This is a genomic window from Streptomyces nidicola (genome assembly GCF_050106155.1).
In the GTDB taxonomy this organism is placed as follows: Bacteria; Actinomycetota; Actinomycetes; order Streptomycetales; family Streptomycetaceae; genus Streptomyces.
In genome coordinates, this window is record NZ_JBNBPI010000001.1 from 2,469,958 (window position 1) to 2,485,931 (window position 15,974).

The following is a 15,974-nucleotide window of genomic DNA, read 5'->3' on the forward strand; positions in this document are numbered from 1 at the left end:
CAACGAAATAGTGCAAATCGGCGTTGACTGTGAGCAGACCCCTGTCTGTTCACAGCCGACCGACCGATGGACACGCCCTTGCCACGCTTCAGTGTGATCGTCCCCGCACATCTGGTTCAGGCGTATCTGCATGCCTGCCTCGACTCCGTGCTCAGCCAGTCCTGTACGGACTTCGAGCTGATCGCGGTCGACGACGCCTCGCCGGACGCCTGCGGCGAGATCATCGACGCTTACGCGGCGCGCGACGCGCGCGTGCGGGCCGTGCATCTCCCGGAGAACTCCGGTCTCGGCCCCGCCCGCAACGCCGGCCTGGAACGGGCGAGCGGCGAGTACGTCGTCTTCCTCGACAGCGACGACACCCTCGCACCCGGCTCGCTCGCCGCCATCGACGCTCGGATCAAGGAGACCGGCGACCCGGACATCCTGGTCTACGACTACGCGCGCGCCCACTGGGACGGCTCACTCGCCCGCAACCAGTACGCGCACCTGGTCGAGGAATCCGGCCCGGCCCCCTTCACCCTGGCCGAACGCCCTTCGCTGCTCCGCCTGTTGATGGTCGTGTGGAACAAGGCGTACCGCCGCGAGTTCCTCGCCGACACCGGGCTGACCTTCCCGCCCGGGTACTACGAGGACACCCCCTGGACGTATCCGGCGCTGATGGCCGCCGAGTCGATGGCCACGCTCGACCGGGTCTGTGTCCACTACCGCCAGCGCCGCCAGGGCAACATCCTGTCCACGGTCAGCCCGAAGCACTTCGACATCTTCGACCAGTACGACCGGGTCTTCGCGTTCCTCGACGCGCACCCCGAACTCCCCGCGCAATGGCGGCCGTTGATCTTCCGGCGGATGATCGACCACTTCTGCACGATCTTCACCACCCGCGGCCGCCTGCCCCGCGGCAGCCGTGCGGCCTTCCTGCGGCGCGCACGACGGCACTACGCGCTGTACCGCACGCCGAGCACGCCGGGCACCCGTGTGAAGCCCCCCACCCGGATGCGGCACGGCCTGGTCCGGCTCGGCGCGCACCGCTCCTATCGCACCGTCATGGGGACCCGTAACGTACGCGCCCACGCGCTGCGCCACCTCAGACGCGCGGCCCACGCGGCCCGCGGCGCGGCCCTGCAGACCCACTACCGCATCCAGTGCCTGCTGCCCGTCAAGGACGATCTCGCGGTCTTCTCCGCCTACTGGAACCGCGGCTACTCCTGCAGCCCCGCGGCGATCGAGTCCATGGTGCGCGACCTGGTCCCCTCGATGCGTACGGCCTGGATCGCACGCCCCGACCACCTCCACACCGTGCCGCCCGGAACCCGCCGTCTGACCCCCGGCACGTTCTCGTACTGGACGGCTCTCGCGCGCGCGAAGTACCTGGTCAACAACGTCAACTTCGACCGCAGGCTGCGCAAGCGCCCCGGTCAGATCCTGTTGCAGACCCACCACGGCACGCCGCTGAAGAAGATGGGCCTCGACCTCCAGGAGCACCCGGCGGCGGCCGGCGGAATGGACTTCGCGACCCTCCTGAAGAACGCCGACAAATGGGACTACAGCCTCTCGGCGAACCGGCATTCCACGCTCACCTGGGAACGCGTCTACCCGGCCGGTTACACCACGCTGGAGTACGGCAACCCGCGCAACGACATCTTCGCGAGGGCGAGCGAGGCCGACCGTGACCGCACCCGCGAACTCCTCGGCATCCCGCGGGACGCGACCGTCTTCCTGTACGCCCCCACCCACCGCGACTACCAGCGCACCCAGACGCCCCGCCTGGACCTCGCCCGCCTGGCGCGCAACCTGGGACCTTCGCACGTCGTCCTGACCCGCGCCCACTATCTGGCGGTCACGGACGACAGCGCCACGGAATCCCACCCGCGCGTGCTCGACGTCTCGGACCACCACTCGGTCGAAGAGCTCTGCCTGGCCTCCGACGCGCTGGTCACCGACTACTCGTCCCTGATGTTCGACTACGCGGCCCTGGACCGTCCGATCGTCCTGCTCACCGACGACCACACGGCCTACGAGGCGGCCCGCGGCACCTACTTCGACATCCATGCCTTCCCGCCGGGCCCGTTCGCCCGGACCCAGGACGAGCTGATCGACATCCTCGTCACCGGTCACTGGAACGGCTCCCGCTCCACCCAGCTCCGCACCGCCTTCCGCGCGCGCTTCTGCCCGTACGACGACGGGCACGCCACGGAGCGGGTGGTGCGCAGGGTGTTCCTGGGAGAGCCGACGCGACCGCCGGAGCCGTGGGAGCCCCCCGAGCCGCCGGCGCCGGATCCCGTACGGCGCGACCAGCAGCACGACACCCCTGCCGACGTGCGTTCCGACCGCTCCCTGTCCCTGGAGCCCTGATGCCCACGCACATAGCCACGCCGTCGAGCGCTCCTCCACCCGCTCAGTCACCCGCTCAGTGATGCCACTGACGTCCACTCGGGAAGTACACGTGAAGCTCTTCAAAGCCCTCGCAAAGCCGCAGGCCGCAAAGCCGCAGGCAGCCGTCGCCAAGCCGGCGGAGCCCGCGATCAGCGCCGCCGACACCGAACAGGTCCTGCGTGCGCTCCAGCAGCAGACCAAGACGCTGACCGCCGCGCTCACGGGCATCCGCAAGCAGCTCGAGCACCAGCCCTACGTGGTCGCCGAGTTGATGCGCCGCTACGACCACCTCATCGACGGCGACATGCCGATGCCGGTGCTCGGCGCCAACTGGGCCGCGATCGCCCCGACGATCCTGTTCATCGTCGACGAGGTGATGGGCCGGCCCGCCCGGCGCACCATGCTGGAGTGCGGCTCCGGCGCGTCGACCCTGTGGACGGCGGCGGCGCTGCGCAAGTGCGGCGAGGGGCACGTGACCTCCATCGAGCACGACCGGGAGTTCGCCGAGGTGACCCGGCAACGGCTCGCCGACCACGGCCTGGAGTCGTGGGCGACGGTCGTCGACGCTCCCCTGGTCGACACCGAGGTCCCCGGCCTCGGCACCCAGCCGTGGTACGACCTGTCGGGACTCGGTGACATCACCGACGTCGACCTGCTCTTCATCGACGGACCGCCGCGCCCGACGGCACCGCTCGCCCGCTACCCCGCGATGCCGCAACTGCTGCCGCGCCTGGCCAAGGGCGCCCTGGTCGTCCTCGACGACACGGACCAAGAGGCCGAGAACAACATCTCCAAGATGTGGACGTCGGAGCAGGTCTTCGACCGACGTGTCACGTTCGTGAAGGAAGTATCCCGTTCCACCATTCTCCGGCTCGACTGACTCAGCGGAGCGAAAGGCGGTTCTGAACGTTTCGATCAGAAGGAACCGCAGCTTCGTATGCGCGGCGTGATGAACGATGGCGCGTCAGAAGCGCGCCACCGAAACGGTCAGGGTTCGAAGACAATGTCCAGGACGTGCCCCATCCGGACGTCGTGGGTGTGGACCCCCGGCTTGACTACGTCTTCGACACGGTCAAACCTCCAACCATTGTTCACGCCCTGGTAGTGGCGATGGTGGATCTGGTCGTTGCACTCAACTCCTGCACCGACGACACTGTGTACCCGCCATTGCGTGGTCTGCCAATCCAGCATGTTCGGCAGAGCAGTCCACTTCACTGTCGTCATGCGCCCGGATCGATGCCGATAGTCGACGAAACGCCGCTGCCGCATCGGATTCATGACCTCCGACGTCGCTTTGGCGATCCAATACCCCTTGTAGGCCACCACACCGAGCTCCGACTCCGCCGCGTGGTCGAATACAGACCTGGCGTCGCGCGTGAGCACCAACTCATCGATGTCTGCGTTGATCACGCCCGCCGCCCTGGACAGGTAGCGGAACCTGCCGTGCTCCATCAGGCCGTACTGGCAGTAGTCTGAATCCCAGATCTTGCTCGAACCACACTCGGGGCCCCATGGGTACTTCCAGTCGACGACGACCGCGGTAGTGATCCCGTCCACTGAGGCGATCACGTCGGCCACGTCGCGGGGCGAATACTTGGTGGAGTTGTTGTCGTAGAAAACAACTCCGGTCACACCATGCACGATGTGGTAATACTGCAGGAAATCCCTGATCCAGACGAGATCGTTGTCCTTGGATTTCGTAATGATCGTCCGCTGGCCGGCGAACAGGTCGGACTCGTCGGGCGCAATCACCGTACTGAACTTCGTTCCCCCCATGTCGAGCGTCAGATGCCGACCAGGAGGGGCGTCGACGATCCGCGATCGTTGGGTGCGGCCCCAGTCGCTCAGGGAGAGCTTTCCGGCGACATCGCTGCCGTCCACGTGCCAGTCGGCGTTCTCGAGTTCGGTCCGCAGATTGTGCATCGGTGGCCCCGAAAGCCATACGTCGTCCCCCTGCCGGAACGCGTCGTAGAACAAGGTCCGACTGTCGAACTTCTCCAGGTAGTCGGGTTGCCGGTCCTCGGGTTTGCGCGGTGGCTCACGGCGGAGCGCGCCGTCGGCCGGCAACGTCATGCCGGTCGGCGTTACGACCTTGACGGTCATCCCCTCCGGCCGTCCTGTAGTACGCCGCAGGTCCCACTCCTGGCGGGCCCTGCGGATCGGCTGGAGGAACTCCTCAAGAGTGAACGGCCCCGGCCCTCGGGACGGTCGGCCACTCTCCGACTCGAGTTGGGCGACCCGGTGCTTCAGCCCCGCGATCTCCGATCGCAATGTGTCGACACGATCTGCTGCGCGAGATACATCGGCATGTTCGACGGCCCCATTTACCATTTCTCACTCCCGTTCACGAAACGGACACTCGCTTTAGCTGAAGGTCGGATAGCAGTTGCCGGTCCGGTCAGACTTCCTCGGCCTGTTCCAGCATCCGGTCGACGACCCGGGCGGCGGCCCTGCCGTCGTCGAGGTCGCAGAACAGGTGTTGGAAGCGGGCGAAGCGGTCCTGGTGTGCGATGTGGACCTTCTCGATGTCACGGATCGCCTCGATCAGTTCCCGCGAGGTCCGCAGCAGCGGGCCCGGGGAGTCGGCCTCGAAGTCGAAGTAGAAGCCGCGCAGGGTGTCCCGGTAGTGGTCCAGGTCGTACGTGAAGAACAGCATCGGCCGCTCGAGGTGCGCGTAGTCGAACATCACCGAGGAGTAGTCGGTGACCAGGAGATCGGCGGCCAGGTAGAGGTCGGCGATGTCCGGGTACTCCGAGACGTCCCACACGAAGCCGTCGCCGGACCCCGGGACGACGTCGACGATGTTGGAGTGGCGGCGGATCAGCAGGACGTGGTCCTCGCCGAGCCGTTCGCGGGCCTCGGCCAGATCGATCCGGAGGTCGAACCTGAACTGGCCGGCGCTGTGCGCCTTGTCGTCACGCCACGTCGGCGCGTAGAGGACGGCCTTCTTGCCCTCCGGCAGGCCGAGTTCGCGGCGGACCCGAGCGGCGGCCTCCTCCCGGTCGGGGGCGTAGAGGCGGTCGTTGCGGGGGTATCCGGCCTCCAGGATCTCGCCCTCGTAGGAGAAGGCGCGGCGCAGGATCGGGGTGGAGAAGCGGTTGGAGGAGACCAGGAGGCTCCAGTTGCCGGCCTCGAGCGCGAGCCGGTTCTGGTACTCGCGGTCGAAGTGCAGGGTCTCGATGTCGTGGCCGATCTTCTTCAGCATCGTGCCGTGCCAGGTCTGGACGATGACCTGGCCGGCCCGGCGCTCGATCCATTCGGGCAGGTGCCCGTTGGTCACGATGTAGCGGCTGGTCGCCAGCGCCTCGAACCACTCGCGGCCCCACATCCGGACCTTCTCCGCCTCGTCGGGCAGTTCGACCTGGCCGTCCCGGACCGCCCACAGGTGCCGCAACCCCGTATCGCGCCGGACCAGTTCCTCGTACATGGCGCGCGGGCTGTCGGAGAACTGCTTGCCGTTGTAGCTGAGGTAGAAGACCTGGTCGCGCAGGGGCTCGTTCGTGCGCATCGGCACGTAGACCTCGCGGTGCAACTGGAGTTGGCGGTACGGGCCGCGCTCGTCGTCGCCCAGCTCGGAGCGGCAGTTGAGCTGCGGGAAGTCCTCCCACCGGTTCTCCAGCCAGTAGCGGCGGCCCTTCAGTTCGGTGTGCAGGGGGAACTGCGGCAGGGCGAGGCGGTCGATGACGAAGGGCGTCCGCGGCTCGCCGGGCTCGCCCACGAGGAAGAGGTTCCAGCGTCCTGCCTTCAGCGGGAGGCCACCGCCCGTCCCGCCCATGACGGACGGGTCGAAGGAGGCGGTGTAGGTGCCGTCGGGGCGCCAGTCGATACGGCCGGGGCGTTCGTCGGCGCGGTTGCGGGCGCGCAGCACCAGCTCCCTGCCGATGTCCCGCCGGCCCGCCCGCCCGGAGAAGACGATCTCTCCGTCGAGTTCGGCGACCCGGTCGATGATCGCGCGCCGGTTCCTGCTGGAGATCTTCAGATAGCCGTTGGCTCCGGCCGTCACGGCGATCTCGGCGCCCTCGCCGGCCGCGCCGAACTCCTCGGACAGGTCGGTGGTCAGGTCCGCGAGACCTTCGCGGACCACGGTGGAGAAGCGGCGCTCCGCACCCTGCTCATCCGTGGCGACCCACTCGGAGCTCCAACGACGCTTGCCGGGGCGGGTGTTGCCGCCGTCCGGGTCGATGAACAGCGCGACCTGGGCCAGCGGGACGGTGACGGCGAGCTTCCCGCCCCGGTCGCGGCCGGTCACCTCCACCGGATAGTCCATCCGGTCCCCGGTGGCGCGGTTCCGCAGCCGCAGCGACATCCGCTCGTCCGGGCGCAGCCCGGTGCGGAGTTCGCCCTCCACGCGCAGGACGTCGCCGTCGAACCGGCGGTCCGTGATCAGTGCGCGGACCCGCTCGACGCGGACCTTCAGGGCGCCCCGGACGCCGTGGGGCACGATCCGGTGGTCGGCGTCCACCCAGTGCACGGGCGGGTAGTTGGCTGCGGCGGCGCCGCGCGTCCACACCGCGCCGGCGCGGAACAGGCCCGCCGCGTACACGTGGATGCCGACGTGCCACAGCCCCTCCTGCCAGCGGCCGCGCCTGCGGAACTTCTCGGGGTCGATCTCCACGCGCCAGCCGGCCCAGTCGTAATTGTGGGACTTCTGGCCGGAGTCGGTGGTGGCCTGCGGATGATGGACGTTCGTGGCGGGCAGCAGCGTGCGGCGGCGGCTGCCGTCCCGCTTGAGCTGGATCGCCTTGACGCTGCGGCGGCGGGTGGGCACGTCGATGCGGCTGATCCAGGCGTCGCCCTCCAGGACGAGCTTGCCGCCCTGCCACTCGGCGGCGCGCAGCGGGGAGCGCAGTTCCAGCTCCTTGTCGATGCGCAGCGCCGCCTTGGGGAGCGTGAGGCCGCGGTCGGTGAGCGGGGCGAACTCGGCGTACTTCTGGCGCAGTCCGGTGACGGTCACCGGGTCCTTGCGGCGCCGGGAGGCGAGCAGCGCCAGGAGTTCCGCCATGGCGTGCTTGCGCACCAGGATCCACTGCACCCGCAGCACGGCGGGCAGGCCGAGGACCAGCTTGGGGTCGATCTGGTCGAGGAACCGGTTGGCCTCGCGCAGGAAGGCCGTGCGGAACTCCGCGTCGCCGTCGGGCAGGACGCGCAGGAAGAGCCGGAGGTCGTCGCGGAGCACCCGCTCGTCGTACTCCCGCTTGAACCTCGCGGCGCGCGGGTCGGGCAGCGCGCCGAGGAAGGAGGAGACGGTGAGGACGGCGTCGACCCGGTCGCGGACGGCCTGCGGTTCGGTGCGGCGCTGGGTGATCGAGGGCGCGGACTCGCCCTCGCGCAGCCGCCAGTAGTAGACGGGTTCGCCGACGATGTCGACGGCCTCTGCCCGGTAGTAGGCGGTCAGGACGACGGAGATGTCCTCGTGCAGCACGCCCTCCGGAAAGGAGAAGCCGCATCCGTCCCAGAAGCTGCGGCGGAAGACCTTGTTGCAGGCGATCCGGTCGGCGATGAGGCGCGAGTCGTCGGCGATGTGCACCCGGCGGCGGAGATCACCGGACAGCATCCCGAGGAGCGGCACCTGCCAGGTCTTCTCCCCGCGCAGATGATGCACGTTCCCGGTCGCGAAGTCGGAGCCGGACTCGTCGAGGCTCCCGACCATCGTCCGGTACGCGTCGGGCGGTACGACGTCGTCGCTGTCGACGAAGGTGACGTACTCGCTCGACGGGGAGACGTTGGCGAGACCGGTGTTGCGGGCCGCCCCAAGGCCCGCGTTCTCCTTGCGCACCAGCCGGAACCGACCGTCGCGGGCCGCGTATTCGGCGGCGATGGCGGCCGAGCCGTCCGGTGAACCGTCGTCGACCATGACGACCTCGAGGTCCTTCATGCTCTGCCCCGCGAGCGAGTCCAGGCAGGCGGGCAGGTACTGCTCCACGTCGTAGATGGGGACGATGACACTGAGGCGGGTGCTCATCGGGCTCGTTCTTCCTTCGCTGCCGGGGTGCGTGGGATCTCCGTGCCCACACCTGCGGGCCGGGTGGGAGCGGGGGCGACGGGGCGCAGTTCGAGCGGCGTCACCGGCACCGGGGTGTGGTCGTCGAGGAACACCCGGCGCACGACGCGTTCCGCGGCGCGTCCGTCGTCGAACTGGCAGAAGCGGCGCCGGAACTGGGCCCGCAGGGCCGCGGCCTCGGGGCTGTTCCAGACCCCTTCGGTGAGCAGCGCCTCCAGGTCGTCCTGGGTGCGGGCGACGACGCCCGGCGGCTCGTTCAGCAGGTCGAAGTAGGTGCCGCGGACGGCGGAGTAGATCTCCCAGTCGTCCGCGTAGATCACGATCGGCCGGTCGAGGACCGCGTAGTCGAACATCGCGGAGGAGTAGTCGGTGATCAGGCCGTCGGCGGCCAGGTAGAGGGTCTCGACCCTGGGGTGCCCGCTGACGTCCCTGATCCGGCCGCAGCGCCCCAACTCGCCTTGGTCCGGAGCGGAGTTGTAGAAGTAGTGGCCGCGCACGAGCAGGACGGTGTCGGGGCCGAGGGTCTCGGCGAGCCGGGCGAGATCGAGGCGGGGCGCGAAGGCGCTCTCGTACTCGCGGTGCGTCGGCATGTAGAGGAACGCGGTCACGCCCTCGGCGAGGCCCAACTCCCGCCGCGCCCAGTCCACTTCGGTGGCGCCCGCGCGGGCCAGCACGTCGTTGCGCGGGTAGCCGGTCTCCAGCGTGGTGTGGGGCGAGGGGTAGACCCGCTCCCAGACGGCCGTGGAGTGGGTGTTGGAGGAGAGGCCGTAGTCCCAGCGGTCGCAGCGCCTGAGCATCCGGTCGAAGTCCATGTCGGTGGAGGCCGGGTACCGCCGCTGGTCCGTGCCCATCGTCTTCAGCGGGGTGCCGTGGTGCGTCTGGACGTGGATCTGGCCGGGCCGTTTGACCACGGAGTCGGCGAAGTTGACGTCGTTGACGAAGTACCTGGCACGGGCCATCACCGACCAGTACGCGCGCGAGCCGACCAGTACGTGGTCGGTGCCGTCCGGGACCCGGTCCACACGGTCCGGCCGGATGAGCCAGACGGGGCGGATGTGCGGGGCGAGTTCGGCGAGCCGGTCGGCGATCGCGGCCGGGTTCCCGGTGACGCCGCGGCTCCAGTACGAGGAGAAGACGGCGAGGTCGTGCTCGATGGGCCGGCGCAGTTCGGCCCGGTAGTGGGCGGCCATCGCGGCCCGCTTGGCACCCCTGACCGCGTCCGCGGCCCGGCGCTGCGCGGCGCGGGTGCCGCGCACCGTCCCGTGCAGTCCGCGCATGGCGAGGTGGGCGTCCCGTTCGAGGAGCGCGTAGCGGTGGCCGCGTCGGCCGCCGGGCCGCCGGTAGCCCTCGGGCCGGCGCGTCCGGTAGTGGCGGGCGGCCTCGTGGAAGAACTCGGCCTTGTCCTGCTCGGGCAGCCGGCCGGGCTTCGTGTAGATGGTGAGGTAGTGGTCGACCATCTTCTCGAACAGCTGCTCCCGCCAGGGCTCGAGCTCCGGGTGGGCGTCGAGGTGCGCGAAGACCAAGTCGTACTGGCCGAAGGCGTCGAAGTGCTTTCGGCTGGTGACGCGCAGGATGTTGCCGCCTTGGCGGCGCTGGCGGTACTCGATGCACACCCGGTCGAGCACGGCGATCCGCTCGGCCGTGATCAGCGCGGTGAACGTCCACGGGACGTCCTCGTAGTACCCGGCGGGGAAGGTGAAGCCGTGCCGGGCGAGGAATGCGCGCCGGTAGGCCTTGTTCCAGACGACCTGCAACAGACCGAGCAGGCTGGGGCGGTCCACGAGCGCGAAGACGTCGGGGCCCTGCTCGGCCAGCAGGTGGGCGACGCCGTTGGGCCGCCGGCTGTCGTCCCAGTAGGTGCGCGTGTAGTCGAAGACGAGGAGGTCGGGGTCGGCGGTGGCGTCGAGACGGGCGGCCATCGCGGAAAGGGCGCCGGGCGCGAGGGTGTCGTCGCCGTCGAGAAAGACGACGTAATCGCCGGCGGCGCGTTCGAGACCGGCATTGCGGGCCCGGCCCAGGCCCACGTTCTGTTCGAGGTGTACGGCACGCACGCGCCGATCGGTTGCCGCGAATTCGTCGAGCAATGCGCCACAGCCGTCGGGCGAGCAGTCGTCGACGGCGATCAGCTCGAAGTCGCCGTGGTCCTGCGCCAGCACCGAGTCCAGGCACTCACGCAGATACCCCTGCACGCGATGGACCGGGACCACAATGCTGAAACGCGGCATGGGCAACGACTCCTGCCTGTCTGCTGTCGGGCGACTGAATAGCACCTTCCGTAACAAACAGACACATTAACCCATATATTCGTGCGTAATTCTCTCCACGCATTCATGCGTCCATTAGGTCCATGGCAAAGACGGAGGCCGTGGCCCGACCCCGGTCACCCGGGTGTCGCACCACGGCCTCCGCCGCGAACCGCCTCAGCGCGTCAGTGGCTCAGCTCCACGTCCGCGTCGTTCCTGCCGTTCCCGTTGATGCTCAGCGGGACGGCCTGGGGGGCGTAGCCGCTGGCCACGACCGTGTACTGGCCGGCGTCGAGGTCGTCGAAGGCGTAGGCGCCGTCGATTCCCGTGACGGCCGTGCCGACCGTGTTGCCCGCGGCGTCCAGCAGGGTGACGCGGGCGTCGTTCAGCGGGTCACCGGTGGCGCCGCGGACCACGCCGTGGACGCGGGCGCCGGGGACCAGACGGACCTCGCAGCGGTTCGGGCCGCCGGAAGCGACCTCGACCGGGAGGGCCGTGGGCCGGTGGCCCTCCGCGCTGACGGCGAGGGTGTAGCTGCCGGGGGCCAGGTCGCCGAAGGCGAAGTTGCCCGCGGCGTCGGCGGCGCCGGAGGCGATCACCTCACCGCGTACGTCGGTGGCGATCACCAGCGCGCCGGGCACCGGGAGTTCGCCCGCCGCCGCGACGACGGTGCCGGTCAGGCCCGCGGCCCCGGCCAGCATCAGGTCGAAGTCGAGGAAGCCCTCGCCGACCGTCAGCGTCGTGGCCTGCGGCTGCCGGGAGCCCGCGGAACCGATCAGGACGTACGTGCCACCGGCGGGAGCCGGGAGCAGGTACGCGCCGTCGGAATCCGTGGTCGTACGGCCCAGTTGACCGCCCCTGAGGTCGATCAGCGTGACGACCGCGCCCACGAGCGGCGAGCCGTCGCGTTCGCGGGCGTGGCCCTTGATGCCCGCGGTCGCGTCGGCCGGCTCGGCCTGCGCGGGGACGGGCGCCGTCTGCGCGGCCGCGGCCGCCGGAGCGGGGGACGGGGACTCCGCGGCGTCCGAGGTCGCCTCGCCCTTCTCCGCCGCTTCGCGCGCCTGGAGACCCGACATCTTGCGCAGCGGGACCTCCTTGGTCCACAGGACCATCAGGAACGCGAGGACGATGACGCCCGCCGCGATCAGGAACACCACGTGCATGGCGTCCGCGAAGCCCTGCTTGAACGGCTCCGCGAGGCGCGGGTCGAGGTGCTGGATGAACGAGGAGTCGGACAGTACGTCGCCGCCTCCCCCGCCGGAGCCCTTGAGCATGTCGACGACCGGCTTGTTGGCCGGGTCCGATACGACCGACGGGTCGTGCAGCGCGGCCTGGAAGTCATGCGTCTTCGCGGCCGACCTGAAGGCCTCGGAGATCTTGTCGCCGACGTTCGAGAAGAGGACGGAGAGGAAGATCGCCGTACCGGCGGTGGCGCCCATCTGCCGGAAGAACGTGGACGACGCGGTCGCCACACCCATGTCCTGCGGCGGCACCGCGTTCTGCACCGCGAGCACCAGTGTCTGCATGCAGCAGCCCAGGCCGAGCCCGAAGAGGCCCATGTAGAGCATGGTCTCCCACAGCGGCGTGTCCCACTGGACCTCGAAGTGGAAGAGCAGCAGCGCCGCCACCATGAAGAGGGTGCCGAGGGTCGGGAAGATCTTGTAGCGGCCCGTCTTCCCGGTGATCTGGCCGGAGATGATGGACGCGATCATCATGCCGGCCATCAGCGGCAGCATCTCGAGACCGGACTTGGTGGGGCTCGCGCCCTTCACGATCTGGAGGTACTGCGGGATCATCAGCATGCCGCCGAACATGCCCGCGCCGATCAGCACGGACAGGAAGCTGGTCTTGCTGAAGATGGCGTTGCGGAACAGCCGCATCGGGATGAGCGCGTCGTCGCCGACCGCCCGCTCCACGAAGATCCACGCGACGATGCCGATGCCGCCGAGGACGTAGCAGACGATCGAGCCGGTCGAGCCCCAGCCCCACTCGCGGCCCTGTTCGGCGACGAGCAGCAGCGGGACGACGCCGAGCGCGATGGTGAACGCGCCCCACCAGTCGATCTTCCGGTCGCGGCGGACGTGCGGGATGTTGAGCACCTTGGCGACGACGAACAGCGCGACGATCGCGATCGGCACGTTCACCAGGAACACCCAGCGCCAGCCGGTGACACCGAGGATGCTGTCCTGGCCTGCGAGGGCGCCGCCGATGAGCGGTCCCGCGACACTGGACGTGGCGAACGTGGCGAGCATGTAGCCCTGATACCGGGCTCGTTCGCGCGGCGGCACGATGTCGCCGATGATCGCGAGCGCGAGCGACATCAGACCACCGGCGCCGATGCCCTGCACCGCGCGGAACGCGGCGAGTTCGGGCATCGACGTCGAGAAGGTGCACAGCGCCGAGCCGACGATGAAGATGCTGATGGCCGCCAGGAAGTACGGCTTGCGGCCGTGCAGGTCGGACAGCTTGCCGTAGAGCGGCGTACAGATCGTCGACGTGATCAGGTACGCCGTCGTCGCCCAGGCCTGCTGGCTCAGGCCGTCGAGGTCGTCCGCGATGGTGCGGATCGAGGTGGAGACGATGGTCTGGTCGAGCGCGGCCAGGAACATCCCCAGCATCAGGCCGCTGAGGATGGTCAGGATCTGACGGTGGCTCATGCCACCTGAGGTGGGGGTCTGTTGAGGGGTGGATATGGCTTGGGTAGCGGTGCCTCCGCGGGACGCGGACACGGCCTCAGTCATTCTTGCGTTGCTCCCTGCTCGCCACCGGGCCCGGGGACTTTCCCGGACTCGGGACGCGCGTATTCAAACTCTTCCAGATCGTCATTGAGGCGGGAGAGCAGCCGGTTCAGCTGGTACCGGTCCTCGGCGGGCCAGGGCTCCAGCAGCTCCGCGAGTCTCGCGTCGCGCTGGCGCCGGTACTCCTCGAACGTGTCCCTCCCGGCGGCGGTGGCGCGCAGCAGCGCACCCCGCCGGTCCTCCGGGTCGGGACGCCGTTCGACGAGTCCCTTGTCGACCATGGCCCGCACCTGGCGACTGACCGTCGACAGGTCGAGAAAGGTCGCGGCGGCCAGGTCGGTGGCACGGCGTTCGCCGTCGCGCACCAGCTTTGCCAGCAGTACCCGTTCGCCGGACCGGCTCTCGAGCCTGGCCTTCTGCCGGTAGGCAGTCAGCAGTCTCGAGAACCGCACCAGTTGCGTGCCGAGGCCCGCCGCGGCGTCCTCGGCACTCGTGCTTCCCGTCACCGGGTCGCCGTCTGCTTCACGGCCATGGACCGTCCCCTTGTCCATGTCCCGCCTTCCCGTTCACATTCAATTGCTTGTATCGAGCAAGTGAGTGTAGCCCCCATTCGCGGCTCCCCGACCCAGGGGGTACGAGAGTATTTGCGCAGGTCAAAGGGGGGTCAAGCCCGGGTCAAGAGGCCCGCGGCGGGTCGCGCCGACGGTGCTACAGGACGCTACAGGGGGTGCTCCGACGGCGTCACAGGGCTCGACGAGCCGCTACAGATCCGCGCCCAGCTCGCTCCTCACCACATAACTGCACTGTGTGTACGAGTACCCGGACTCGACCCGGCCGCCCGCCGCGCGCCCGCTCGCCGTCGCGTCGGGGCCGCCCGGCTTGTGCAGGAAGTGGTACGTGCCCGCGGGCAGCCGCAGCGTCCTCTTCGGGTAGCTCTTGCCGCTCGCCTTGCACGCCTTGCCGCGGCCCGCCGTCTCGGTCGGATACGTCTTGCAGGACCCGCAGGCGGCGATGGTGATCCGGCCTGTGACCGGTCCCGTGTAGAGGACCTCGACCGGGTCGGGCCCGTCGTTGCTGATCACCATCTCCATGCGGGAGCCGCCCGGCGCGCCCTTCGGCGGCAGCCGGTCGCCCGCGGCGGGGCGCAGCCGCGCGATCTCGGCGGCGATGGCGACCTGCTGGGCGCGGGCCCGCCGCTCGTCGTGCTTGTACGTGCCCGCGAAGTCGGTCAGCGACGTGCGCGCCGCGCTGAACTTCTTGTCCTTGAACTGGTCGATGCCGCAGGCGTACACCCCGTCCTCCACGGCCGTCGCGACTCCGCCGCGCAGGTGCGCGGGTGCGGGCGCGGGCAGGTGCTTCGCGGTGTCGCCGATGCGGCGCAGCGCCCGGGTGGCGGCGCACGGGTCCGCGCCCTTCACCTCGCCCGCGCGCCGCTCGACGGCCGCGCGCACGGCGGGCTCCACCTGGCCGGCCTGCGCCGACTCGGGGAACGTACGCAGGAGTTGGCCGAGCTCGCCGCCCTTGCCGTCGGACTCCGCGGCGCCGAGCTTTCCCGTACCGCACTTCAGGAGCGAGGCGGCGAGCGGCTTGTCGGGCCAGCTCGCGAGGGAGCCGAGGACGGCGCGGTCGACGGTGCCCGGCACCGACCTCAGGTGTTCGAGGGGTGCGACGGCCGCGCAGTGCTCGCCGTCGGCGTACGGCGCGGCCACCGCCTTGTAGTAGGCGTCGAGGCTGTCGTGGACGCGGTGCGCCGCCCTGGAGTCCGGGTGGTTCTCCGCGAGGTCGCGGTACCGGCCGAGCGCGGTGCGGTAGTCGGCGCGCGCCTCGGCGAAGTCGCGGCCCGAGGCCTTCTCGACGAGGGCGTCGGCGCTGTCGAGCCGGTCGAGCAGCCGCTCCTCGACGGCGTCGTCGCGCAGACCGCCGTACGCGACGGCGCCTCCGGCGGGCACGGCGAGCAGCGCCAGACCGAGCACGATCGCCACAACAGGCCTGATCTGTACGGCAGTTGCGGACGCCCGCAGCCCGGTCCGCGCGCCGTCCGCCACCGCGGCGAGCAGCAGCACCCCGTACCCGATCAGCGCCCATCCGGGCACCCCGTCCGGGTCGGCGGGCAGCGCGAGGGTGAGCAGGGCGGCCGTGGCGGCGACGCACAGCAGCGCGAGCAGGCGGCGGCGTACGAGGACGTATCCGAGGCCGAGCCCGCTGAGGTTGAGCAGTCCCGCCGCGACGGCGCGCGCCGGGTCGGCGGGCCCGGCGGGCGGCCGGGCAGGGGGACGGTCGGACGGCTGGGCGGGAGGCCGGTCGGGCGGCCCGAACGCGACTTCCTGCGCGGGACCGAAGGCGGGTGGGCCGCCGGCGGCGGACGGGGCGCCTGTGGGCGGGTAGGCGGCGGGCGGGCCGAAGCCGGGCGGCCCGGCAGCGGGCGGCCCCGGTGGCATCGGCGGAACCGGCGACTCCGGCGACTTCGGCGGCTCCGGTGGCTCCGGCGGCGCCGGTGACTCCGGTGACTCCGGTGACTCCGGTGACTTCGGCGGAACCGGTGGCCCCGGTGACTTCGGCGGCTTCGGCGGAACCGGTGGCGCCGGTGACTTCGGCGGAACCGATGGCTCCGGCGGCACC

Annotated in this window: 8 protein-coding genes; 2 read left to right on the top strand and 6 right to left on the bottom strand. The window is 70.0% G+C overall.

Annotation, left to right across the window (positions count from 1 at the left end; genetic code table 11):
* Positions 1-78 precede the first annotated feature (78 nt).
* Both ACOKM3_RS11375 and ACOKM3_RS11380 read left to right on the top strand, forming a co-directional pair.
* On the top strand, positions 79-2,352 hold the full coding sequence (locus ACOKM3_RS11375; RefSeq protein ID WP_426899505.1) for a bifunctional glycosyltransferase/CDP-glycerol:glycerophosphate glycerophosphotransferase: 2,274 nt from the start codon (positions 79-81) through the stop codon (positions 2,350-2,352).
* A 91-nt stretch (positions 2,353-2,443) separates the two neighbouring features.
* Complete coding sequence (locus tag ACOKM3_RS11380) at positions 2,444-3,253, top strand: class I SAM-dependent methyltransferase (RefSeq protein ID WP_426899507.1); 810 nt, start codon at positions 2,444-2,446, stop codon at positions 3,251-3,253.
* Positions 3,254-3,360: 107 nt separating this feature from the next.
* Here the strand turns inward: ACOKM3_RS11380 and ACOKM3_RS11385 are convergent, their stop codons facing one another.
* From ACOKM3_RS11385 to ACOKM3_RS11410, 6 genes are all read right to left on the bottom strand, one after another.
* Positions 3,361-4,476 carry a capsule biosynthesis protein CapZ gene (locus tag ACOKM3_RS11385; RefSeq protein WP_426899509.1) on the bottom strand — a complete coding sequence of 372 codons (1,116 nt, stop codon included), beginning with the start codon at positions 4,474-4,476 and terminating at the stop codon, positions 3,361-3,363.
* A 295-nt stretch (positions 4,477-4,771) separates the two neighbouring features.
* The gene (locus ACOKM3_RS11390; protein WP_426899511.1) at positions 4,772-8,335 is read right to left on the bottom strand and encodes a bifunctional glycosyltransferase/CDP-glycerol:glycerophosphate glycerophosphotransferase; all 3,564 of its coding nucleotides are present in this window, start codon (positions 8,333-8,335) and stop codon (positions 4,772-4,774) included.
* The gene (locus ACOKM3_RS11395; protein ID WP_426899513.1) at positions 8,332-10,599 is read right to left on the bottom strand and encodes a bifunctional glycosyltransferase/CDP-glycerol:glycerophosphate glycerophosphotransferase; all 2,268 of its coding nucleotides are present in this window, start codon (positions 10,597-10,599) and stop codon (positions 8,332-8,334) included. Before ACOKM3_RS11395 ends, ACOKM3_RS11390 begins: the two co-directional genes overlap by 4 nt.
* Before the next feature lie 203 nt (positions 10,600-10,802).
* Complete coding sequence (locus ACOKM3_RS11400; RefSeq protein WP_426899515.1) at positions 10,803-13,274, bottom strand: MFS transporter; 2,472 nt, start codon at positions 13,272-13,274, stop codon at positions 10,803-10,805.
* Positions 13,275-13,354: 80 nt separating this feature from the next.
* Positions 13,355-13,906, bottom strand: a complete 552-nt coding sequence (locus tag ACOKM3_RS11405; protein ID WP_426899517.1) for a MarR family winged helix-turn-helix transcriptional regulator — start codon at positions 13,904-13,906, stop codon at positions 13,355-13,357.
* A 210-nt stretch (positions 13,907-14,116) separates the two neighbouring features.
* Positions 14,117-15,793 (bottom strand): hypothetical protein, encoded by a 1,677-nt coding sequence (locus ACOKM3_RS11410; RefSeq protein ID WP_426899519.1) that lies wholly within the window; start codon positions 15,791-15,793, stop codon positions 14,117-14,119.
* Between the last annotated feature and the right edge of the window lie 181 nt (positions 15,794-15,974).